This window comes from Aurantimonas coralicida DSM 14790 (genome assembly GCF_000421645.1).
Taxonomy (GTDB): domain Bacteria; phylum Pseudomonadota; class Alphaproteobacteria; order Rhizobiales; family Rhizobiaceae; genus Aurantimonas; species Aurantimonas coralicida.
On record NZ_ATXK01000001.1, the window covers coordinates 923,611 to 945,945 of the forward strand.

Sequence of the window (22,335 nt, forward strand, 5' to 3'; positions counted from 1 at the left end):
CGCCCGTACCGGGCGCGGCCAGGGGAGGCGGCGATGACCGGATGGACATGGACGGGCCTTGCGGCAATCGCGGTCACGGCAGCGCTTCCCATGGGATCCGCCAGCGCGGCGTCCTGCCGGGACTTTCCCGGCCTGCGCTCGCAGGAATCGGCACGGTCGGTCACGGTGACCTTCGTAAACCGCACCGAGGAATATCGCAGCGTCGACTGGCTCGACTTCGACGGACAGCCGGTCAGTTACGCCAACCTCAATCCCGGCGAGAGCTTCCGGGTCGAGACCTATCGCACCCATCCCTGGATGCTGACCGACGGCCCCGGCAATTGCATCGAGATCTTCATGCCCGGACGCCGCGACGCGCAACGCTTCGACATCACGGTCCCTTCGGACGGCAGCGGCGGCGACTGACGCTTCTAGAGCGGTGGAACCGGGCGACGGCCCAAATTCCAGGGGGCCAGCCCCGCGCAGGCGCAGCCCCGCTTGACCGCGGCGCGGCCGGGTGGCTCTCTTCCGCATCCCGGTCGCCAGCGGAGCGTTCATGCCCATTGATCCCGCCACGCTTGCCGCCTTTGCGCTGGCCTCGTTGATCCTTCTCGTGATCCCCGGACCGACGATCATCATGGTCGTCGGCCAGGCACTGGCGCATGGCCGCAACGTCGCGCTGGCCAGCGTGCTGGGTGTGGGACTTGGCGATCTCGTGGCGGCCAGCCTGTCGCTGATCGGCGTCGGCGCGCTTCTTTCGGCGTCGGCCACGGCCTTCGTCGCCCTGAAATGGGCGGGGGCGCTCTATCTGGTCTGGATGGGCCTGCGCATGTGGCGCAGCACCCTGTCGCGCGCTTCGCAGGCGCCGAACGATTTCGATCCCGTCGCCGCGGGACTGCCGGAGACAGGTACGGTGCGGCCCAGCCACATCTTCCGCGACGCCTTTCTGGTCACCGTCTTCAATCCCAAGGGGATCGTGTTCTTCGTGGCCTTCGTGCCGCAGTTTCTCGATCCCGCCCGGCCTTACTGGCCACAGGCCAGCATCCTCGTTACGCTCTTCGTGCTCCTGGCAGCCGGCAACGCCTTTCTCTATGCGCAGCTCGCCGTGCGGGCCCGCGATCTCATCCGACGCCCGTCGGTGATGCGCTTCGTGGTCCGCATCGGCGGCTCCTGCCTGATGGGCGCCGGCATCGCCGCGGCACTGGTCGCCCGGCCGGTCTGACGCGCCGCCCGCCCCGGCAGAATTCGCTCCCGCGTGGAACAGGGTGCCGGTGACGCCGTTTCGTTGGCAATTCCGAATGGAGCATCCGAGATGAAGACGCTGAACGAATCCGCCATGGACAATGCCATGCACGCAGGCCCGCGCGACCGCGCCGAGGACAAGGATGCGAAAGACAACGCGGCCTCCGGTGGCGGCGATCGGCCGATGACCGACGAGGAAGAACTCGACGAGGCGCTGGATGAGACCTTCCCGGCCTCCGATCCGGTCGCGCCGAGCCGCATCGACGGTCCGATCAAGCCGTAACACCAACAGACGCAGACAAGCGCCGCGCCACCTCGAGGGCTGCGCGGCGCTTTTCATTTGCGAAAACAGACAAAGGCCGGCGGGAGCGATCCCGCCGGCCTTTGTCGGTCCGGTCAGTTCTGGACGGCCTGCACCGAGCCGCCATCGACCCGCATGTTCGAGCCGTTGATGAAGGAGCCCCGCTCCGAGACGATCAGCGCGATCGCGGCGGCGACCTCCTCGGCCCGGCCGCGACGCTTCAGCGCGATGCCCGGACGCTCCTCCTCCAGGAAGCTCTCGACGGCTTCCTCGAAGGAGACCCCCAGTTCCTTGGAGCGCTTCTCCATCATGCCGTCGGTCATCTGGGTCTCGATGAAGGCCGGCGAGACGGTGTTGCAGAGGATACCGTGCTCGGCTTCCTTGTAGGAGAGGTTCTTCACGAAGGCCGCCAGCGCTGCCTTGGCGGTGTTGTAGGTCGCCTCATCCCAATAGGGCTGCACGGCGTTTTCCGAGGTGATGCAGACGAAGCGGCCCCAGCCATTCGCGCGCATGGTCGGGAAGGTCGCCCGGGCGACGCGCACCGCCGACATGAAGTCGATCTCCCAGGCTTCCAGGTAATCGGCGTCGGCGACCTCCAGCGGATGCCCCTTGGCGCCGGTGATGCCGGCCGTATGCAGGACGATGTCGATCCGGCCGAAGCGATCCAGCGCCTGCCTGGCCATCGCATCGACCGCGGCCTGGTCGGTCACGTCGGCGGCCACGCAGATATAGTCCGCGTCGAGGGAGGCGGCGTCCTTTTCGAGCCGCGTGATCTCCTTGTCGGAGAGCACCAGCTTGCAGCCTTCCGCGGCGAGGATGCGGGCGGTTTCGAAGCCCATGCCGTCGGTGGCGCCGGTGATCAGCGCGACGCGATCCTTGATCTGGAGATCCATGCGGTGTCCTTGCTTTGTGTCTGAGGGTTTCGCGTGACAATGACTGCGGGGAGATTAGGTTTCGCCGCCATGCGGACACGATGCCGCATCCGGGCCGTGCCACGGCCCGAGGGAAGGACGATTCGAGACATGCCCAACCACGACTTCAAGAGCCCGCGCCTGTATCTCGACGCGGATCTGGTCGCCAAGACCCCGGTGCCGGCAACGCCGGTGCAGGCCAACTACCTCCTCAACGTCATGCGGCTCGGCGAGGGCGCGAAGGTGCTGGCCTTCAACGGCCGCGACGGCGAATGGCGCTGCGATCTGGTCAAGGCGGCCAAGAAGAAGCTCGACCTCGTCCCGCGCAAAAAGGTGCGGGACCAGACCCCGCCGGCCGACCTGCATTACCTCTTCGCACCGCTCAAGCACGCCCGTCTCGACTACATGGTCCAGAAGGCCGTGGAGATGGGGGCCGGCGTGTTGCAGCCTGTGATGACCCAGCATGTGCAGGCGACCCGCCTCAACACCGAGCGCATGCGCGCCAATGCGATCGAGGCGGCCGAGCAATGCGGCATCCTGTCGATCCCCGAATGCCGTGAGCCGGTCAAGTTCAACGACATGCTCGACCGCTGGGACAGCGGCCGGCGGCTGATCTTCTGCGACGAACGGGCCGATGCGGCGAGCCCCATCGATACGTTGCGTGCGCTGCCCGAAGGCCTGCACGCCCTGGTGATCGGCCCGGAAGGCGGCTTTTCGGCCGACGAGCGCGAGCGGCTGAACGCCGCCGACTTCGTCACCGCCATCTCGCTCGGCCCCCGCATCCTGCGGGCCGACACGGCGGCGGTGGCCGCCATGGCGGTGCTGCAGGCCGCCATCGGCGACTGGCGGCAAGGTTGAGGCACGCCGCACTGGCCACACCGTCAACACGAATTATGTTGCGGTCCGAGGGGAAAATCGGCAGTGCCGATATTCCCGTGGCGGGACTCCGCTTGCCGGCAGGACCGGCTGAACCATTCGAAGGACGAGCATGGCGCGCGATACGACCGATCTGACGCCGGTCACCTCGGTCGAGGATCTGACCGCTCATCTGGCGACAGGCGAAAAGCCGGCCTCGCAGTTCCGCATCGGGACCGAGCACGAGAAATTCGGCTTCTACACCGAGGATCTGTCGCCGGTGCCCTACGAGGGCGAGCGCGGCATCGGCAAGCTTCTGGAGCGCATGCAGGCGCTGTCTGGCTGGGAAGCGATCATCGACGACGGCCGCATCATCGGCCTGTTCGGCAGCGCCGGCCAGGGCGCGATCTCGCTGGAGCCCGGCGGCCAGTTCGAGCTGTCCGGCGCGCCGCTGGAGACGATCCACGAGACCTGCCGCGAATCCAACGCGCATCTCGCCCAGGTCCGCTCGGTCGCCAAGGAGCTCGGCATCGGCTTCCTCGGCATCGGCTCGTCGCCGACTTGGACCCTCGACGAGACCCCGGTCATGCCGAAGTCGCGCTACGAGATCATGCGCCGCTACATGCCCAAGGTCGGCACCCGCGGTCTCGACATGATGTTCCGCACGGCGACCATCCAGGTCAATCTCGACTTCTCGTCGGAAGCCGACATGCGTCGCAAGATGCAGACCAGCATGAAGCTGCAGCCGATCGCGACGGCGCTCTTCGCCAACTCGCCCTTCACCGAGGGCAAACCGAACGGCCTCTGCTCCTGGCGCTCCGACGTCTGGTCCGACGTCGACAACCAGCGCTCCGGCCTTCTGCCCTTCGTCTTCGAGGAGAATTTCTCCTATCGCGACTATGCCGAATGGGCGCTCGACGTGCCGATGTATTTCGTCACCCGCGACGGCCGCTACACCGACGTCACCGACGTCACCTTCCGCCAGTTCATGGACGGCGCCCTGAAGGGGCGCATTCCCGATCCCGAGCCGCAGCTCGGCGACTGGACCAACCATCTGTCGACGCTGTTCCCCGATGTGCGGCTGAAGACCTTCCTGGAAATGCGCGGCGCCGATGGTGGACCGTGGCGGCGCATCTGCGCCCTGCCCGCCTATTGGGTCGGCCTGCTCTACGACGAGGCGACGCTCGACGCCGCCGAGGCCCTGACGAAGGACTGGACCTTCGAGGAAGTCTCGGCGATGCGCGAAGCGGTACCGCGCGACGGCTTCCGCACCCCGTTCCGCGATTCCAGCGTCCTGGAACTGGCCCGCGAGACGGTCCGGCTGTCGCGCCAGGGCCTCGTTGCCCGCAACCGGCGCAACGAGGAAGGCAATGACGAGAGCCATTTCCTCGCCCCGCTCGAAGAGGTCGTCGCTCGCGGCACCACGTCGGGCGAAGAGCTGGTCCGGCTGTTCGAGGAACAGTGGGACGGTTCGATGGAGCGCGTCTTCAAGCATCTGACCTACTGAGCGCCTGCCGGCCGAGCGGCCGCAGCCCCGCCCTTCGACTGTTCCCGCCTGTTGCAGTCCGACGCTGCAACAGGCGGTCTTGCTTTGTGATTGGCTTTCCCCCGGCGGTTTGACAGGATGATCGGTCTGTGCCCCGTTCTGCCTGGGCACGCCTGCGAGCGAGGTCGCCATGACGGACTTTTTCGACTGGTTGACGGTGAATGACGGCGGTCTCGGCACCGACAGGCTCGCCGATGCCTTCAAGCTGAGCCGCAAGGAGATCCGCCAGACCACGGAAGCCCTCGCCCCCGCCTTCACCCTGGCGCTGCAGCGGGCGATGTCGGACCCGAATGCCTGGTCCGAGGTGTCCCGGCACTTCCTGCCCTTCATGAACGCCGTCGGCACGCCCGGGCCGGAGACCGCCCGCAGCCCGGCGGCCAAGAACCTTGCCGACAATCTGTTCGGCTCGCGCGACATCTTTCTGGAGGTGGCGCGCAAGGTCTCGACCATGAGCGACATCGCGCCCGACACGGTCGAGAAGCTGATGCGCAGCCTCTCGGTGATGAGCATCCAGACGATGATGCAGATGATGCTGGCCAACATGGCGCGCCAGCAGCCGGCCGGATTTGCCGAAGGCAACTACCCGGTCGCCATGGCCGAGATGATGCGGCGCAGCGCCAACGCCATGGAAGCCATAGGCCGGCCCTCCGACGAACCGCATCGGCGCAGCGGCCCCGGCACCATGGGCTCGGACTATCTCACTGGCCTGTTTTCCGACGCGCTCAATGGCCGCCTGCCCTGGCTGCCGCCGAGCACCGGCGAGACCGGCGCCCGCGCCAGGCCTGCGGACCGCACGAACGAGACGCCGGCGGCCTTCGACCCCTTCCAGCCCTTCGACGCCATGATGGCGCATTTCGCCAGCGGCATGTCGGGCGCGGATACGAGCGGCAGCGCAGGCTCGCAGCCCACCGAACCCGAGGCCCGTACGCCGGCGCAGGAGCCGGCGCCCGAAGCGACGAGCGAGGCCAAGGCGTCGGACGAGGCAGCTGGTGGCTTCGACGATCTCGCCCGGGCCGGCATGACCATGCAGGAAGAGTTCGCGCGGCAGATGCTCGACCTGTTCCAGGGCACCGGATCGGAAAAACCCGCCGACGACGCCAGCGACGGACCGGCCTCCGGCGACAGCCGCAAGACCTAGCCGGCGGGAGGGCCGAGCCGGGCGCTGCGTTTCCCTCGCGCCGCGGCGCGCTAGGTCACAGCGTCCAGGGCCGCCCGTCCGGCGGCCTGCCCCGACAACACGGCCATCTCCTTGCTCATCTTCTACGCCTTCATCATCGTCCTCCTGGTTCTCATCAACGGCTTCTTCGCCATGTCGGAGCTCGCCGTGGTCTCGGCGCGAAAGTCGCGTGTCGAGCAGATGCGCGACGAGGGTCGGCGCGGCGCCGCCAGCGCCCTCAAGCTGATCGAGGACCCGACCGGCTTCCTGTCGACCGTCCAGATCGGCATCACCCTTGTCGGCATCTTCGCCGGCGCCTTCGGCGGTTCGACCTTTGCCGGGCCGCTGGCCGGGATCATCGAGGACTGGCCGTTGATCGGCCCCTATGCCGGCACCGTCGCCTTCGTCGCAGTGGTCATGGTCATCACCTATCTGTCGCTGGTGGTCGGCGAACTGGCGCCCAAGCGTTTCGCCCTCAGCCGGGCCGAGGCGATCGCCATCAAGGTCGCCCCGATCATGGCGGTCATCGCCAAGGTCGGTGCACCCATCGTCTGGCTCCTGCGGGTCTCGACCAACGCCATCACCAGTATCTTCAGCGACGGCGAGCGCGACGATGGCGTCACCGAGGAGGACGTGCGGGCGATGATCGCCGAGGGCACGCAGATCGGCGTCTTCAAGCCGAAGGAGCGCGAGCTTCTGGAAGGCGTGATCCGCATGGCCGACCGCAATGTGCGTTCGATCATGGTGCCGCGGCCGGGCGTCGTGTGGGTGGCGGTGGACGATGGTCCCGCGGCGGTCTTCGAAAAGATCCTGGAGGCCAACCATTCCCGCTATCCGGTGATCGACACGGAGACCGACGACGTCGTCGGCGTCGTCCAGACCAAGGACATGCTGGAGCAGCAGCAGGAGACCGGCACGGTCGATGTCGCCTCGGTGATGCGCGAACCGCTCTATGTCCACGAGACGATGCCGATCTTGCAGCTTCTGGAGCGCTTCCGCGCGGCGCAGATCCACATGGCCATCGTTCTCGACGAATATGGCTCCTTCGAAGGCGTCGCCACGCCGACCGACATTCTGGCGGCCATCGCCGGCTCGCTGCCCGAGGGCGACGACCACGACCCGCATGTCGTCGAGCGCGAGGACGGCTCGCGCCTGATCGACGCCGCGATCCCGATCCACCTCCTGGAAAGCGCCATCCCGGAACTCGAATTCCCCAAGAAGCGGGATTACGAGACCATGGCCGGGCTCGTGCTGGACCGGCTGGGCCGCATCCCCGAAGTCGGCGAACACTTCCAGTGGAAGGGCTGGCGCATCGAGGTTGTCGACATGGACGGGCACCGCATCGACAAGCTCCTGATGATGGCAACCGACCAGGCACCGGCCAGGCCGACCGAGGGCTGATCCTCGCCCGCCTGCACTGGCGGGCTGAACGCAAAACGCGGCGACCGGACTGGCCGGCCGCCGCGTAAATGTCTCGAAGAATATCGGGCGGGGCTTGGCCCTATTCCCAGTCGTAGCCGCCGCGACGGCGCCGCGCGGCCGCGACCGCCAGCCGCCACGTCGGGTCCTCGCGCCAGTCGGTATGGAGGGCGTCGTGAATATCGTCGCGCCGCAGGCCGATATCCTTCAGCATATAGTCGGACATCTCGCTCATCGCGCGGACCTTGCGGCGATTGAGCATGGTTTTGACGATCGCACGGGCCGCCACGACGAGCAGCTTGGCTGCCTGCGCCGGGTGAGCAAGGGTCGGGCTGAGCCGCGTCTTCGTTGTGATCGCCATGGCCGTGTCTCCTTTCGTGCCATCGGGGGATCGGGAAAAAGGCGGGAGGCCCTCCGCATGCGACGGACCGGCGCTCCCAAGTTCTTCCTGACAGCGACGAAGATATGCGCCCGCTATTGATCAGACCAACGAATGTTAATAATCTCAGCCATCATCATCGGTGATGGGAAAAGCCATGAGCACGCCCCTCGATCTCGACCATCTGCGCACCTTCGTCGCCATCGTCGACGCCGGCAGCTTCACCCGTGCGGCGGACGACGTGTTCAAGACCCAGTCGGCCGTGTCGATGCAGATGCGGCGGCTGGAAGAGCGCCTTGGCGTCAGCCTGTTCGAGCGCAACGGCCGCACCATCCGCATCACCAGCGAGGGCGCCCGGCTGCTGACCTATGCAAGGCGCATGCTGGCGCTGAGCCAGGAAACCCTGTCGGCCTTTGACGACGAGGCCATGCAGGGTCATGTCCGGATCGGCCTGCCGGACGATTATGCCGAGCGCTTCCTGCCGGAAATCCTCGCGCGGTTCTCGCGTTCGAACCCGCTGGTGGAACTGCAGATCGCCTGCGAGCCCTCCTCCAACCTGGCCGAACATATCGACAAGGGCCGCCTCGACGTGGCTTTGGTGTCGGACTGCTACCCCGGTGCGTCACTGCCGGAGATCGTGCGCCGCGAGCCGCTGCATTTCGTGACCTCGGCCTCGCACGACACCCATAACGAGGAGATCCTGCCCCTGGCGCTCGGCCGGCCGGACTGCGTCTGGCGCCGTGAGGGCTGCGAAGCCCTCGGCCGGATCGGCCGGCGCTACAAGGTGCTGTTCACCTCCTGGTCGGCGCAGATCGTCACCTCGGCCGTCCTCTCCGGCCTGGCGGTCAGCGTGCTGCCCGAATGCGCGCTGCGACCCGGCATGCGGGTGCTGGGCGAATATGAGGGCTTCCCAACCCTGCTCGACACCGAGATCGGCGTCGTGAAGTCGCGCAATGCCGACGGGCCGGTGATCACCGCGCTGGTCGAGCATATCCGCGAGAGCCTCGCCAATCTGTCGCCGCCCGACGGCAAGGCCCGCCCGTCACGCCTGCCGGAACTGCGCCCCATGCGTCCGGCGCTGGGGAATGGCCGGCTGAAGGTCGCCGGCTGACGGCAGAGCAGAACGGCACGAACGGGGGCCGCCTAGCGGCGCAGATTCTTCGCCGTGCCGCGAATTTCGTCCAGCTTTGCCGATCGCAGTTCGGCATCGGCAAAGTCGGCGCCTTCGACCATCGTGCCGTTGAAATTGGCGCCCGAGGCTTCGAAACGCGTCAGATCCGCGCCCGACAGATCGGCGTCGGTGAAGTCGGCAAACTCGGCCGCGGCGCGCGACAGATTGGCGCCGGAAAGGTCCGCTTCGGTCAGATCGGCGGAGTTGAGGACGCCGCGCATCAGGCCCATCGACTGGTTGCGCATGTCGGCGGAAAAATCCGCGCCGCTCATGTTCGCCCGCACGAAGGAGGCGCGACTGAAATCGCCGGCGATCCGCGCCGCCGACAGATCGGCGCCGTCGAATGTCGCGTCCTGCATCTGCGACTGGAACAGGCTGGCGCCGGACAGATCCGCCCCGGTGAAATTCGCCCCAAGGCCCCAGGCCTGGTCGAGCTTGGCCCCGGCGAGACCGGCGTTCGAGAGATCCGTGCCGTTGAGATAGGCGCTGGTCAGGTCGGCGCCGGCCAGATCGAGCCTTGAGAGATCGAGGCCATTCAGTTCGGCCCGGCTGAGATCGGCGGGCTCGGCTTTCGTCGCCCTCGCCAGTAGCGCCTCGACCTCGGCGCGGGTCATCGCGGCTTCGGTCATGCGCGGCGAGGTCAGGTCGAGACCCCGCATCATGTCCTGCCCCGAGGCCGGCACCACCAGCAGCGACACCGCCAGGAGAATGAAGAGAATCAGGGAGAAGACGGCCGGACGCACATGGCGCCGCCGCCGCTCCGTCGCACCGGGCCGTTCCATCATGTGCTCCCAATCGGCCAGATCGTCAGACGACCCTGACACCCGACCTGCCCCAGGGTCAAAGCGCATCGCGGTGATCAGCCAGGCTTGGCATCGGGCATTCTCGGCACATTCGCTTGACCCGGGCGCCGTGGTCCTGACACTGGAGGCATGAGCCGCAGCCCCGAATCCGCCCCCATGTCGAACGTCGCCGAATACAGCGTCTCGGAAATCTCCGGCGCGCTGAAACGGACCGTCGAGGAGCGCTTCGGCCATGTCCGCCTGCGCGGCGAGGTCTCCGGCTATCGCGGTCCGCATTCGTCCGGCCACGCCTATTTCTCGCTGAAGGACGACCGCGCCCGGATCGACGCCGTGATCTGGCGCACTGCCTTTTCCAAGCTCGCCTTCAAGCCCGAGGAAGGGCTGGAGGTCGTCGCCACCGGCAAGCTGACCACCTATCCGGGCTCGTCGAAATACCAGATCGTCATCGAGCAGATCGAGCCGGCCGGCGCCGGCGCGCTGATGGCGCTGCTCAACGAACGCCGGCGCAAGCTCGAAGCCGAAGGCCTGTTCGCCGCCGAGCGCAAGCGGCCCCTGCCCTTCATGCCCCGCGTCATCGGCGTCGTCACCTCTCCGACCGGCGCCGTCATCCGCGACATCCACCACCGCATCGCCGACCGCTTTCCGGTGCATCTCCTCGTCTGGCCGGTGCGGGTGCAGGGCGAGACCTCCGGCGAGGAGGTCGCCCGCGCCATCGAGGGCTTCAACACCTTTCCCGAAGGCGGAGCCATCGCCCGACCGGACCTGATCATCGTCGCGCGCGGCGGCGGCAGCCTGGAGGATCTCTGGGGTTTCAACGACGAGGTGGTGGTGCGGGCCGCCGCGGCCTCGGCGATCCCGCTGATTTCTGCCGTCGGCCACGAGACCGACTGGACGTTGATCGACCATGCCGCCGACATGCGCGCGCCGACGCCGACCGGTGCCGCCGAGATGGCGGTGCCCGTGCGCGCCGATCTCGTCGCGGCGGTCGCAGCGCTCGCCGCCCGTCATTCGGGCGCGATCTCCCGCCGGCTCGACCAGGACCGCCGCGCCGTCGCCGCTACCGCCCGCGCCCTGCCCTCGCCCGACATGCTGCTCGCGTTGCCGCGCCGCCGGCTGGACGAGGCATCGACCTCGCTCGGCCAGTGCCTGCGGGTGAACCTGTCGGAGAAGCGCCGGGCCTATGGCGAGGTCGCGACCCGGCTGGCGCCGTCCAGCCTCGAGGCGCTGCTGCGCGAAAAGCGCGCCGATCTGCGCCATCACCAGAGCCATGCGGCCCATGCCGTGACCGGGCTCGTGCAGCGCAAGCGTCAGCGTTTCGAACGCATTGCCGCCGACCTGCAGCCGCACCGCATCAATGCCCGGGCCGAGGCCGCGCGCCTGCGTCTCGGCACGCTCGGCGAGCGGCTGACCGCCGCGCAAGCCTTGGCCGCCACCGGACGGCGCCAGGCCCTCGCCTCCGCATGGCGGGTCGCCGACAGCCTCAACCCGATGCGGGTGCTGGAGCGCGGCTACACCATCGTGCGCGGACCGGACGGCGAGCCGATCGTGCGGGCGTCGGGGCTGGAGCCGGGCATGGCCTTCGAGGTGCAGTTCGCCCATGACCAGCGGCGCAGCGCGGTGGCGACCGGCGAGTCCGGTGCAATTGTCGCGCCGATCGGTCCGGGCGATGCGGCACCAGAGCCCGCGGCAGCGGAAACGGAACCGCCAAAACTGCGGGCGAAGCGACGTCCGGCCGCCAAAGCCGCCGAAGAGGATCAGGGCACGCTGTTCTGAGGCCGGGCCGGAGCGCTTGGCGCAACAACGGCCCGAGGAACAGGACGCCGCCGGGTCGGGCGCTCCGGCTCTGGATTCATCAGCCGGAATCTGCTTTTCCACGCCCCGAGGCTTGCGGCGCGGCGGCAAACGGTTCCAACACCTTTTCGCGCTAGCACGGAACATGCTCTGAAGCGGCACGGGACCCGGCAGGGCGGTCGGATGCGATCCACCGGATGCCGGTCCCAGCATACAATCGAGGCGAAGGCACTGCGGTTTTTCGTTATCAATCTCGACCGGTCGACCGAGCGATGGCACGAGATCGCCCAGTCGGCCGCTGACATCGGCGTTGACGTGACCCGGGTTCCCGGCACCGACGGCGCGGCCATTCCGGTGGCCGAATGGCGCGATGTCGATCACGACCGCTTCCGACGCAGCCATGGACGGATCATCCTTCCGGGCGAATATGGCTGCTATCGCAGCCACCTTGCGGCCCTGCAGGCGGTGATCGATTCCGGCGAAGCGGTCGCGGTGATCTGCGAGGACGACATCGTCCTGAAGCCCGAGACGCCTGCCGCCGTCGCCGCCATCCTCGAACAGAAGCCGGACCTGCACGTCCTCAAGCTCGCCAATCATCGCATCCGCGGCTTCGTCTCCCATGGTGGCGAGGGCATCGGGAAATTCGGACGTTGCGTTCACGGCCCGCAGGGATCGGCCGCCTGCTACGCCGTCACCCGCGAGGGCGCCCGGATCCTGCACGACGCCCTCCAGACCATGTGGCTTCCCTGGGACATCGCCTTCGAGCGGGGCTGGGCGCTGAACGCACGGATTTACACGGTTCCGCGCAAGGTCATCGGCTTCAGCAAGCTGAGCCGCGGCTCGACCATCACCACCAGCCGGAGTTCCGACTACAAGAGCTCGAAGATCCCCCTCTTCCAGCGCACGCCCACCCTCCTGTTCCGCGCCGTGGATTATGTGCGCCGCGCGGCCTACGCCTTGAGATGAGCGACGGCCTGACACGGGCAGCGCAGGCGGCGATGCCGACGCTCACGGTTCTACTGATGCTCGGCCTGGTCTCGGCCGTCTGGGTGGAGAGCGACCTCTATCGCTATTGCGCGCCGTTTCTCCTGCTCCAGGCCCTTGTCACCTTCGTCAGAACCGACCAGCGGCCGGCAATCGGGATCATGGGCTGGCTGTGCATCGCCTGGGTGGTCTACATCCTCCTGCGCAATGCCGCCGTCTTCGTGATGACCCCCGACATGGCGGGGGGCTCGGCCGAGGGGATCTATCTCTTCCCGCTGATCTACCCGACGCTGGGCTACGCCTTCTTCCTGAACTGGCAGCGGATGCCCGCGACGGCCTGGGCGTTCCTGGTGATCAGCCTCATCGCCCTTCTGGCGAGCCTCGAGCCGCAAACGATGCTGTCGGGCGATCGCGCGCCGCTGCTCTTCCACGGCAATCCCATCCATGCCTCGGTCGGCGCCGGCCTGATCGCGCTGGCCGCCATCTGCTTCGGCCTCTATCTCGCGCGGCCGGGACCGCGCCACCGGGGCCTGCGGATCGGCGGCATCGCCCTTTGCGTCATCGTCGCCGGCCTGTGCTTCCTCGGCATCGCCGGCGCGTTTTCCAAGGGCGTCTGGCTGGCGCTGCTGGGTGCCCTTCCGGTCCTGTTCGCCATGGTCTTCACCGAGCGCACGCAATTGCGGCACTGGCTGCTCCTGGCCGCGGTCATGGTCGCCGCGGCGATCCCGTCGGTGCTGTTCTATCCGGAGATCTCGGCCCTGATCGCGCCGAACATCGCCACCGCCGTCGCGTTCGTCGCCGGGGCGACCGGCAGCGGCGATCCGCTAGCCGCGGTGGACGCACTGATCGCCTCGGGCAATGTCCCGTTCAGTCTCCACGAGCGGCTGATGATCTGGATGAATGGCTGGGAGATCTGGCGCACGAACCTCGTCCTGGGAACCGGGATCGCCTGGGAAGCGCTCTGGGAGACAACAAGCTACGCGGGCGTCGGCTACCACCTCATGCACAATGGCTATCTGGAGGTGGCCGTGCGCTACGGCCTCGTCGGCCTCGGCTTCTATGCCGTTCTCATGGTCTGGAGCCTCCGCCAGGCCTTTGCCTGCCGCGCCCGCGGCCTGATCCCGTCATCGGCGTTGGTGCTCTACGTGACGGCGACGGCGTTCTTCGCCCTGACCATGCTGACCAATTCCAACAACCGGCTGGCGATCGGCGAATCCTTCATGCTGGTCGCGGCCGGCTTCGGCTTCTGCTGCTTCTACCGCCTGCAGCAGGCGGCGCGGGAGGCAAACTCCGCCGGGCGTGCAGCCCGGGCCGGATAGGCGCACGCACTCTCGCCGCCGCCATGGAAGGCAGCGCGCGCAGGCCTGCTGCGCCGAGACGCAGCCATTCGCTGCGTCACCGAACCGATATCAATGTGGAAAAGGGATGGTACGGTTGGGTGGTCTCGAACCACCGACCTCCGGAGCCACAATCCGACGCTCTAACCAACTGAGCTACAACCGCACAACGGGATTTCGCCCGCGCAGTGACGAGATAAAATCTTTCGCCCCGCGGTGCAAGCCCGGATCGGAGCGAAGGTCGGAAAAGTCCGTCATCGGTTTTCGCCAATGGGACAGACCGGCTTTCCTGACCCGCATGTGGCCGCGGGGTAGGCATTATCGAGCGCCCGGTGCCTATGAAGACGTCGGGCGCCTGTCGCCGGGACGAGGCCCGGCTTCATCGCTCAGCCGGCGGAAGGCAGATGCCCCGCCGGCCCATGGCGAAGAATCAGCGGGCGTTCTTCGAGGCCTTCTCGAAGGCATCGCGGCCCGGCTTCATCATGTCCTTGGCGACCGACTGGGTCAGCGCCTGCATGTCCTTGGACTGATCCGTCGCCATCTCGATCTGCTTGCGGACATAGGCCGTCTGCATCTCGATCACTTCGGCGAAGGACTTGGCGGACATCATCTTGTCGAGATGCTGGAAGCCGGCCTCGGCGTTCGAGCGCATCGCGTCGATGGCCTTCTTCGACAGCTGGAGCGAACCCTGATGGGCGTTCTCCATGGTCGATTCCAGTGCCTTGGTCGCCTCGTCGGCCGCCGACTTCATGCGGCTGTAGGCTTCCTTGGACTGCTCCATCGACTTCTGCGTCATGGCGCGGAAGGTCTCGTTCATCTGCGAGGGATCCATGCCCATCATCTGCGGGTTCGGCATGGCGAAAGGATCCTGGGAATTCTTGGCGTCGGCCATCTGGGTGTCTCCTCTATCTGGGTAACTATCATTTGGCCGCTGCGTCCCAAAACGCCTGCGACTGCCTTTTACTTAATCACTATTTTTGTGCAGTGCAACATTCAGCGTCCGGATATTCCGCAAACTGCCCACTCGTTAACCCTCAATCGCAACTCCTCGCCCCGCAAGCCGGAAGAATCTGGATTCGTCGGAAGCCGGCTATTATGAATCCATTCTTAAGATCGGCTCTGGAACCGTCCCTCACGACTCAACATATGAGCGTGAAGAATGTTTGGAAGCGTTGCTTATGGCGACATCAACGGTGCCAATCGCAGTGGCGATCATGGCCCATCGGACGCTGCGCGAGGCCAGTGACGCGGGCATGCCGCTTGCTGTCTTCACGTCCGACCTGATCCGTCTCCTGTGGGTGAACACCACCGCGGCCGAGCTACTGGGCCTGTCCGCGGCCGGGCCGCAATCCTCCGACGCCATGCCGAATACCGCCATCATCCGCCAGATCCGCGCCTCCGGCCGCATGCTCGCCCGCACCGGCGCGGCGAAAGCGCGGGTCACCTCGCCGGCGCGGTCCGGACTGGGCCGTCCGCTGAACGCCGAACTCGTCGCAATCACCGACGACACCTTCGGCGAGGCCGTGCTGGTAACGATCGCCGATCCGTCCGCGACGCCCCGAAACGCGGCAGAGACCGCCCGCGACCTTCTGTATGAAAGCGGCATGACCAACGCGACGGTTCTCTCGGCCAGGGGTGACGTCGCCGCGGCCGGAGACGACGCTGCGGCCGTCGCGATTGACGCCTCGCAGATCGCCGAATTCCTCGCCTCGGCGGACGACCACCGCACCATTGCTGCGAGCGACGGGAGCAGCACCGTCCTCGCACGCCTTGCCGGCGGCCATGTTCTGGCCTGGACGCAGAGCCCGTCCGAGGCTTCGGCTTCCGGCGCTTCGTCCGCCGACGCCGACGCTGCCGAGATGACCCAGCCGGTCGCCGACCCGCCGGAGGCCGCTGCACCGGAGCGCGAGCTCCAGTCTCCCGAGCACGACCGCAAGATCGGTATGAGCGCGATCCTGCAGCGCTGGTACTTCCGCAACACCGGCGCAGCCGATGCGGAGCGCACGCAAGCCGCCGAACAGGCCGAACAGTCCGGGTCTCCCGGAGAAAGCGAATCCATGCCATCCGGCGACGATCGTATGGCGACGCCCGCCGAGACGCCCGGCCCCGGCCCGCAGCAGCCCTACGGCGCGCGCTCCGGCCACAGCGGGTCCATCGACCGCCCGGCGGACGCGGCCCCGTCCGAGCCCCGCCGCATGCGCTCCATCTGGGGCCCCGCGCCGACGCCGCCGACCGACGAGCGCGAAAGCGGGACGCCGACCGAGGCACAGGAAACGCCAGAGACGCTGGCGCCTGCAGCCGAGGGACCGGACGATGTGGAGTCGGAGGTTACGGAGTCGGCCCCGATGGCGACTGAGCCCCACTCCGAGGCTGTGGCCATTGATGCGCCCGACGCCGCGGCGCCGGCCATTCCCGACACAGAAGACGACGCGGCGGAGCCGGCAATGCCCGACGTCGAAGACGACACGGCCGATGAGGATGCGGCGCCAAGCCCGCCCGCCCCCCGCGGGGCCCGGCCGGTGCTGGCCTCCGATTTCCGCTCCTATCCCGACACCGGGAGCGCGGCGGACGGTTCCGGCCCCGCCTTCGAGCCGCGTTTCGACGTGGCGCCGGTGCGCTTCGTCTGGCGCATCGACAGCGAAGGCCGCTTCCGCTCGCTCTCGCCGGAATTCGCCGCCGCCGTCGGGCCGCGCTTTGCCGACGTGATCGACCGCCGTTTCGAGGAAGTCGCGGAAGAATACGGGCTCGATGCGGATGGCGACATTCGCCGGCTGCTGGCCAAGCGCGACACTTGGTCCGGGCGCACGCTGGAATGGCCGGTGGAGAATTCGACCCGGCGCGTCCCGGTCGAGCTGGCCGCCCTGCCCGTCTATGCCCGCGACCGCAGTTTCGATGGTTTCCGCGGCTTCGGGATTGTGCGCCTTGCCGACGCGGTCGAGGCACCCGTTGCGGTGGCGCAGGAAGAGCGCGTCGAAGAGGCCGCGCAGGAGCGACAGGATCTGACGCTGGAGGGCGGGGCCCGGGCTCTCCTGAAGCGCATCTCGGCGGAGGAGCCGCCGGCACCCTTCGGGCGCCGCGATCCCGACGCCCGACCGACGCCGGAGACCGGCGACCGTGCCGAGAAGATCATTCGTCTCGAGGAGCGCCGCCGCTCCAAGGACAGCCATCTCAGCCAGTCCGAGGAAGCGGCGTTCCGCGCCATCGGCGAAACCCTCGGCGACGAGGACCGCATCGGCGGGCTGGAAGGCGCGATCCGCACCGCCAGCCGCCGCATCGGCGAGTTCGAGGACGAGGCCCGCGACGCCGAGCCCATAGAAGCTGCCTTGGATTCGAATGACGATCTCGAATCGATCGACGCACCCGACGCAATCTCGGCAGGCGACGATGACGCGCCGACTGCCGAGACCGAGGACGCGGCGTTGAACGCCGATTCCGGCGATCAGTCCCACGATGCCGCCAGTGCGCCGGAGCAGGAGGACGCGGACGCGTCCGCGCCGCTGCCCGAAGCGCCGCGCGGCATCGCACCGGCCGAACAGCCGTCCCTGCCGGATGTCGCCGCGCAGGCCGACGACAACGAGCCAGCTTTGGTCGCCCCCGTCGAAGCCTCGGCGCAGCCCGCCGATGAGGCGGCCGCGGAGCCCACCGTCACCGAGGGCGCGGACGAGCCGGCCGACCCGGTCGACGCAGACGAGGACGACACGGACGAGCCTGAACTGCCCGATCACGCCCAGCTCCTGGCCGATCTCGCCACCGTCTATGGCTGCCTGCCGCTGCCGGTTCTCGTCCAGATCCGCGAGACCCTGGTCTACGGCAATCGCGAATTTTTCGACCTGACCGGCTATGACGACATCCCCGCCCTTGCCGAGGCCGGCGGTCTCGCCCGCTTGTTCGACGGCGACGACCGGGCGGCGGGTTCGGGCGAGGTCGCGATCCGCCGGGTCACGGGCGAGACGCTGGCGGCGCGCAGCCACATGCAGCGCTCCACCATCGCCGGCCGTTCCTGCCTGGTCATGTCCTTCTTCGCCTCGCCCAGCCTCAGCGCCGCGGCGCTGCGTTCCGAGCAGGATGCCCCGCCGCAGACCGCCGACGCGGTCGAGACGGACGCCGGCCTGGTTGCCGAGGTGGAAGAGCTGCAGGCGGTCCTGTCGGCGGCCACCGACGGGGTCGTCCTGGTCGATCGGGAGGGCATGATCCGCTCCATGAACCGGGCGGCGCACGCCCTGTTCGGCATCGGTGCGGACGATGCGGCCGGCCGGCCGTTCGTCACGCTGCTTGCCCATGAAAGCCAGAAGCCGACGCTGGAGCACATCGAGACGCTGCGCACCGCCGGCGCCACGGCGCCGCGCGACGAGGGACGCGAAGTCATCGGCCGCGTCGCCGAAGGCGGCTTCGTGCCCCTGTCGGTCAGCTTCGGCCGGCTGCCGGAAGAGCGCGGCTGGTGCGCCGTCATCCGCGACATCTCGAGAGCCAAGCGCGTCGAGCAGGAGCTGATCAAGGCGCGCAGCGAGGCCGAGGCGGCCAGTCTGCAGAAGAGCCAGTTCCTGGCCAATGTCAGCCACGAACTGCGCACGCCGCTCAACGCCATCATCGGCTTTGCCGACGTGATCGCCACCGAGTGCTTCGGCCCCATCGGCAACGAGCGCTACCTGGAATATCTCGACGACATCAAGCGATCGGGCCATCACGTGCTTGATCTGGTCAACGACCTTCTCGACATCTCCAAGATTGAGGCCGGCAAGCTCGAACTCGCCTTCGAGGCGGTGTCGCTGAACGAGGTGATCGGCGAGGTCGTCGCGCTGATGCAGCCCCAGGCCAATCGCGAACAGGTCATCGTGCGCTCCAACCTGCCCTCCTCGGTGCCGCCGGTCGTCGCCGACCGCCGTTCGATGCGGCAGATCGCCCTCAATCTCGTCTCCAACGCGGTGCGCTTCACCCCGGCCGGCGGGCAGATCATCGTCTCGACCAGCTATTCGCCCGAGGGCGACGTGGTGGTGCGCTTCCGCGACAGCGGCATCGGCATGAGCGAGGACGAGATCGAGATTGCGATGATGCCGTTCCAGCAGGTCAATCCGGGTAACCGGCGACGCGGCGAAGGGACCGGTCTCGGCCTGCCGCTGACCAAGGCGCTGGCCGAAGCCAACCGCGCCGGCTTCGCCATGTCCTCGACGCCGGGCGAAGGCACGCTGGTGGAAATTTCGTTTCCGTCCCAGCGGGTTCTCACCGACTGACGCCTCCGCGACCGGCCGCCGGAACCGGGCCGTCGCCGACAGCCTAGTTTAGAATTCTTCTAATACATTGATTTTACTGGCCTATCGATCGGCAGGGTGTTGCGCTGGCCGGCGCCATCCGGCATAGGTGAGTGGCTGCCGCAAGATTTAGCGGCCATCGCCATTCAACGATCTCCGGATCGCCTGCCTGTCAACGTCGCGTTCGCCGCCTATCGGCATCGCGCAGCATGGGAAGAGATTTTCATGATGCCCAGCATCTCCCGCCGCCTCGCCCTGTCGACGGCCGTTCTGGCCTCGGCCTTCGCGCCGGCTGTCGCCAGCGCCGCCGACGTCAACATCTACACCTCGCGCCAGCCCGAACTGATCCAGCCGCTGCTCGACGCCTTCACCGAGGAGAGCGGCCTCACCACCGCGACCATCTTCATCGACAAGGGCCTGGAAGAGCGGATCGCGGCCGAGGGCGCCAATTCGCCGGCCGACGTGATCATGACCGTCGACATCGGCCGCCTCGACGCCGCCAAGCAGGCCGGCGTCGTCCAGCCGGTCGAGGACGAGATCCTCGAGAAGAACATTCCGGAAGCCTATCGCGACAGCGAGAAGGAATGGTTCGGCCTCACCGCCCGCGGCCGCGTCGTCTACGCCTCCAAGGAGCGCGTCGATGCCGATGCACTGACCTACGAGGAACTGGCCGATCCAAAGTGGAAGGGCCGGCTGTGCACCCGCTCGGGCCAGCACCAGTACAACATCGCCCTGATCGCGGCCTATATCGCCCATAACGGCGAAGAGGCGGCGCGCGAATGGGTGACGGGCCTGCGCGACAATCTCGCCCGCCGGCCCGAAGGAGGCGACCGCGACCAGGCCAAGGCGATCTTCGCCGGCGAATGCGACGTCGCGCTGGGCAACACCTACTATGTCGGCAAAATGGCGACCAACGAGAAGGAGCCGGAGCAGAAGGAGTGGGCGGACGCCATCAAGGTGATCATGCCGACCTTCGAGAACGGCCTGACCCACGTCAACATCTCCGGCGTCGCGCTGGCCAAGAACGCGCCGAACCGGGACAATGCCGTCAAGCTGATGGAATTCCTGTCCGGCGACGAGGCGCAGAAGATCTACGCCGAGCTGAACTACGAATATCCGCTGGAGCCGGGCATCGAGGCGTCCGAACTGGTGAAGTCCTTCGGCGACCTGAAGCCCGACACGCTGCCGCTCGACGAGATCGCCAAGTTCCGCACCAAGGCCTCCGAGATGATCGACGAGGTCGGCTACGACAACGGGCCGCAGAGCTGAGCCCATCTGACATGCTAACAGGACGGCGCCCGGGCGGGTTTTCCGCTGCGGGCGCCGCTCCGTTGTCTCCACATGGCCCGGCCGCGACGCGCCTTCATCCAGGTGCATTCGCGAGACCGGGCCTCATCGCGTCAAGCCCGCCATGTCCGCCACCGCCCCGCTCCTGAGACCCGGCATCCGGGCCCGGTTCCGCCTTCGGCGGGGGCGCGACCGTGGCTATCTGGTGGGCGCGTCGGTGGTCGCGCTGACGGTGATCCTGCCGCTGATTGCGCTTCTGGTCATCGCCCTGTCGGGCACATCGGCCAACTGGCGGCATCTGGCCGAGACCATCCTGCCGGAAGCCAGCCGCGTGACGCTGCTCCTGATGGCGGGCATCGCGATGCTTGCCGGTTCGGTCGGCGTCGTCACGGCCTGGCTGGTGGCGACCTTCCAGTTTCCCGGCCGGCGGATCTTCTCCTGGGCGCTAGTGCTGCCGCTGGCGGTGCCGACCTACATCGCCGCCTATTGCTTCGTGGAATTCCTGCATTTCGCCGGCCCGATCCAGACCGCCATCCGCTCGGTCTTCGGCTTCCAGTCCTCGCGCGACTACTGGTTTCCCGAGGTTCGCTCCCTGCCCGGCGCCATCGTCATTCTCTCCTCGGTCCTCTACCCCTATGTGTTCCTGACCGTGCGCATGGTCTTCGTCATGCAGGGCCGCAAGGCCGGCGACGTCGCCCGTACACTGGGCGCCTCGCCCGCCGCGGTCTTCGGCAAGGTGCTGTTGCCCATGGCGCGGCCGGCGATCGCCATCGGCGTCGCACTGGCGCTGATGGAAGCCGTCAACGACATCGGCGCCGTGGAGTTTCTGGGTGTGCGCACCCTCACCTTCGCGGTCTATTCGACCTGGCTGAACCGCGGCGATCTCGCCGGCGCGACCCAGATCGCTCTGTTCATGCTCCTGGTCATCGTCGCCCTCGTGCTGGTCGAACGCTACGCCCGGCGCCAGCAGCGCTTCAGCATCCAGCGGGCCGACCGGCCGCAGACCGGCCGCGAGCATCTGGCCGGCTGGAAGGCGGCGCTGGCGATGCTCGCCTGCTTCGTGCCGATTGCCGCCGGCTTCGGCGTGCCGCTGCTCGTCCTCGGCGATTTCGCGATCAACCGGCTGGACCAGCTCGCCGATCCGCAGCTCTGGCGGGCCCTGCGCCATACGGTGTCCATCGCCGCCGCCACCGGCGTCGTCACCGTGGCCGCCGGCTTCGCCATGGCCTACGGCATCCGCCTGACTGGCTCGAACCGTCTCGCCAGCCTCGTGCGGGTCGCTGCCCTCGGCTATGCGGTGCCCGGCACGGTGCTGGCCATCGGCATCCTCATCCCGCTCGCCGCCTTCGACAATGCCGTCGATGCGCGCATGCGCGAATGGTTCGGCATCTCCACTGGCCTGCTTCTGTCCGGATCGGGCTTCGCCATCGTCTATGCCTGCTTCGTGCGCTTCATGGCGATGGGCCACGGCGCGCTGGAAAGCGGCTTTTCCAAGCTGTCGCCGCATCTCGACATGGCGGCCCGCACCCTGGGCCGCGGCCCCGGCGGCGCTTTACGACAGGTGCTGCTGCCGCTGATGCAGCCGGCGCTGCTGACCGCCTTCCTGCTGGTCTTCGTGGATGCCAGCAAGGAGCTGTCGGCGACGATCCTCCTGCGGCCCTTCGACTTCGAGACCCTGGCGACCTTCGTCTATGCCCAGACCTCGCGCGCCGCCTTCGAGGACGGCGCCATCGCGGCCCTCCTCATCGTGCTCGTGGGGATCCTGCCGGTGGTGATCCTCAACCGCTCGATCGTGCGCGAAACCGAGCGCGGATAGCGCGCCGCGCAACGCCTCCAATCTGTTTCGGCTTCCTGACGGAATTCCGTAACGGCATGATAAAAAACGATCATTCCTTACGGAACCTGCGCCCCGGCGCTCACGTTCTCTC

18 protein-coding genes and 1 tRNA gene are annotated in these 22,335 nt (G+C 67.6%); 14 read left to right on the top strand and 5 right to left on the bottom strand.

Going from position 1 to position 22,335, the window contains the following annotated elements; translation table 11 throughout:
• Nucleotides 1–33 precede the first annotated feature (33 nt).
• The 3 genes from H536_RS0104245 (at nucleotide 34) to H536_RS0104255 (ending at nucleotide 1,504) form a co-directional block, all read left to right on the top strand.
• Complete coding sequence (locus H536_RS0104245) at nucleotides 34–405, top strand: VHL beta domain-containing protein (protein ID WP_024349287.1); 372 nt, start codon at nucleotides 34–36, stop codon at nucleotides 403–405.
• 130 nt (nucleotides 406–535) lie between these two features.
• A complete protein-coding gene (locus H536_RS0104250; RefSeq protein ID WP_024349288.1) occupies nucleotides 536–1,201 on the top strand; it encodes a LysE family translocator in 666 nt (221 codons plus the stop codon).
• A gap of 90 nt (nucleotides 1,202–1,291) precedes the next feature.
• On the top strand, nucleotides 1,292–1,504 hold the full coding sequence (locus H536_RS0104255; RefSeq protein ID WP_024349289.1) for a hypothetical protein: 213 nt from the start codon (nucleotides 1,292–1,294) through the stop codon (nucleotides 1,502–1,504).
• 113 nt (nucleotides 1,505–1,617) lie between these two features.
• Here the strand turns inward: H536_RS0104255 and H536_RS0104260 are convergent, their stop codons facing one another.
• Complete coding sequence (locus H536_RS0104260; protein WP_024349290.1) at nucleotides 1,618–2,415, bottom strand: SDR family NAD(P)-dependent oxidoreductase; 798 nt, start codon at nucleotides 2,413–2,415, stop codon at nucleotides 1,618–1,620.
• A 129-nt stretch (nucleotides 2,416–2,544) separates the two neighbouring features.
• Here H536_RS0104260 and H536_RS0104265 point away from each other — a divergent pair, with 129 nt between their 5' ends.
• The 4 genes from H536_RS0104265 (at nucleotide 2,545) to H536_RS0104280 (ending at nucleotide 7,391) form a co-directional block, all read left to right on the top strand.
• Nucleotides 2,545–3,291: a 16S rRNA (uracil(1498)-N(3))-methyltransferase gene (locus H536_RS0104265; RefSeq protein ID WP_024349291.1), complete on the top strand. Its 747-nt coding sequence runs from the start codon at nucleotides 2,545–2,547 to the stop codon at nucleotides 3,289–3,291.
• Nucleotides 3,292–3,421: 130 nt separating this feature from the next.
• Nucleotides 3,422–4,795, top strand: coding sequence for a glutamate--cysteine ligase (locus tag H536_RS0104270; RefSeq protein ID WP_024349292.1), 1,374 nt, complete (start codon nucleotides 3,422–3,424; stop codon nucleotides 4,793–4,795).
• Nucleotides 4,796–4,964: 169 nt separating this feature from the next.
• Nucleotides 4,965–5,972 (top strand): hypothetical protein, encoded by a 1,008-nt coding sequence (locus H536_RS0104275; RefSeq protein ID WP_024349293.1) that lies wholly within the window; start codon nucleotides 4,965–4,967, stop codon nucleotides 5,970–5,972.
• Between the two features lie 111 nt (nucleotides 5,973–6,083).
• A complete protein-coding gene (locus tag H536_RS0104280; RefSeq protein ID WP_024349294.1) occupies nucleotides 6,084–7,391 on the top strand; it encodes a hemolysin family protein in 1,308 nt (435 codons plus the stop codon).
• Nucleotides 7,392–7,491: 100 nt separating this feature from the next.
• Here the strand turns inward: H536_RS0104280 and H536_RS0104285 are convergent, their stop codons facing one another.
• Nucleotides 7,492–7,770 (bottom strand): DUF1127 domain-containing protein, encoded by a 279-nt coding sequence (locus tag H536_RS0104285; RefSeq protein ID WP_024349295.1) that lies wholly within the window; start codon nucleotides 7,768–7,770, stop codon nucleotides 7,492–7,494.
• A 175-nt stretch (nucleotides 7,771–7,945) separates the two neighbouring features.
• Here H536_RS0104285 and H536_RS0104290 point away from each other — a divergent pair, with 175 nt between their 5' ends.
• Entirely contained in the window at nucleotides 7,946–8,899 is a 954-nt protein-coding gene (locus tag H536_RS0104290; protein ID WP_024349296.1) for a LysR family transcriptional regulator, read from the top strand.
• 32 nt (nucleotides 8,900–8,931) lie between these two features.
• Here H536_RS0104290 and H536_RS0104295 read toward each other — a convergent pair whose 3' ends face one another.
• Nucleotides 8,932–9,744, bottom strand: coding sequence for a pentapeptide repeat-containing protein (locus H536_RS0104295; protein ID WP_244877505.1), 813 nt, complete (start codon nucleotides 9,742–9,744; stop codon nucleotides 8,932–8,934).
• Between the two features lie 147 nt (nucleotides 9,745–9,891).
• Here H536_RS0104295 and xseA point away from each other — a divergent pair, with 147 nt between their 5' ends.
• From xseA to H536_RS0104310, 3 genes are all read left to right on the top strand, one after another.
• The gene (xseA, locus tag H536_RS0104300; RefSeq protein ID WP_024349298.1) at nucleotides 9,892–11,535 is read left to right on the top strand and encodes an exodeoxyribonuclease VII large subunit; all 1,644 of its coding nucleotides are present in this window, start codon (nucleotides 9,892–9,894) and stop codon (nucleotides 11,533–11,535) included.
• Nucleotides 11,536–11,736: 201 nt separating this feature from the next.
• Nucleotides 11,737–12,519 (top strand): glycosyltransferase family 25 protein, encoded by a 783-nt coding sequence (locus tag H536_RS0104305; RefSeq protein ID WP_051141492.1) that lies wholly within the window; start codon nucleotides 11,737–11,739, stop codon nucleotides 12,517–12,519.
• Nucleotides 12,516–13,856 (top strand): O-antigen ligase family protein, encoded by a 1,341-nt coding sequence (locus tag H536_RS0104310; protein WP_024349300.1) that lies wholly within the window; start codon nucleotides 12,516–12,518, stop codon nucleotides 13,854–13,856. The genes H536_RS0104305 and H536_RS0104310 overlap by 4 nt, the downstream gene beginning before the upstream one ends.
• A gap of 107 nt (nucleotides 13,857–13,963) precedes the next feature.
• Here the strand turns inward: H536_RS0104310 and H536_RS0104315 are convergent.
• Nucleotides 13,964–14,040: transfer RNA gene (locus H536_RS0104315), tRNA-His, on the bottom strand.
• 264 nt (nucleotides 14,041–14,304) lie between these two features.
• Nucleotides 14,305–14,766 (bottom strand): phasin, encoded by a 462-nt coding sequence (locus H536_RS0104320; RefSeq protein ID WP_009208261.1) that lies wholly within the window; start codon nucleotides 14,764–14,766, stop codon nucleotides 14,305–14,307.
• 322 nt (nucleotides 14,767–15,088) lie between these two features.
• Between H536_RS0104320 and H536_RS0104330 the strand changes: the two genes are divergently transcribed.
• The 3 genes from H536_RS0104330 to H536_RS0104340 all read left to right on the top strand — a co-directional run bounded on the left by H536_RS0104330 (nucleotide 15,089) and on the right by H536_RS0104340 (nucleotide 22,223).
• On the top strand, nucleotides 15,089–19,102 hold the full coding sequence (locus tag H536_RS0104330; protein ID WP_060576850.1) for a PAS domain S-box protein: 4,014 nt from the start codon (nucleotides 15,089–15,091) through the stop codon (nucleotides 19,100–19,102).
• Nucleotides 19,103–19,345: 243 nt separating this feature from the next.
• On the top strand, nucleotides 19,346–20,389 hold the full coding sequence (locus H536_RS0104335; protein WP_029702721.1) for a Fe(3+) ABC transporter substrate-binding protein: 1,044 nt from the start codon (nucleotides 19,346–19,348) through the stop codon (nucleotides 20,387–20,389).
• 142 nt (nucleotides 20,390–20,531) lie between these two features.
• Nucleotides 20,532–22,223: an ABC transporter permease gene (locus tag H536_RS0104340; protein ID WP_024349302.1), complete on the top strand. Its 1,692-nt coding sequence runs from the start codon at nucleotides 20,532–20,534 to the stop codon at nucleotides 22,221–22,223.
• Nucleotides 22,224–22,335 lie beyond the last annotated feature (112 nt).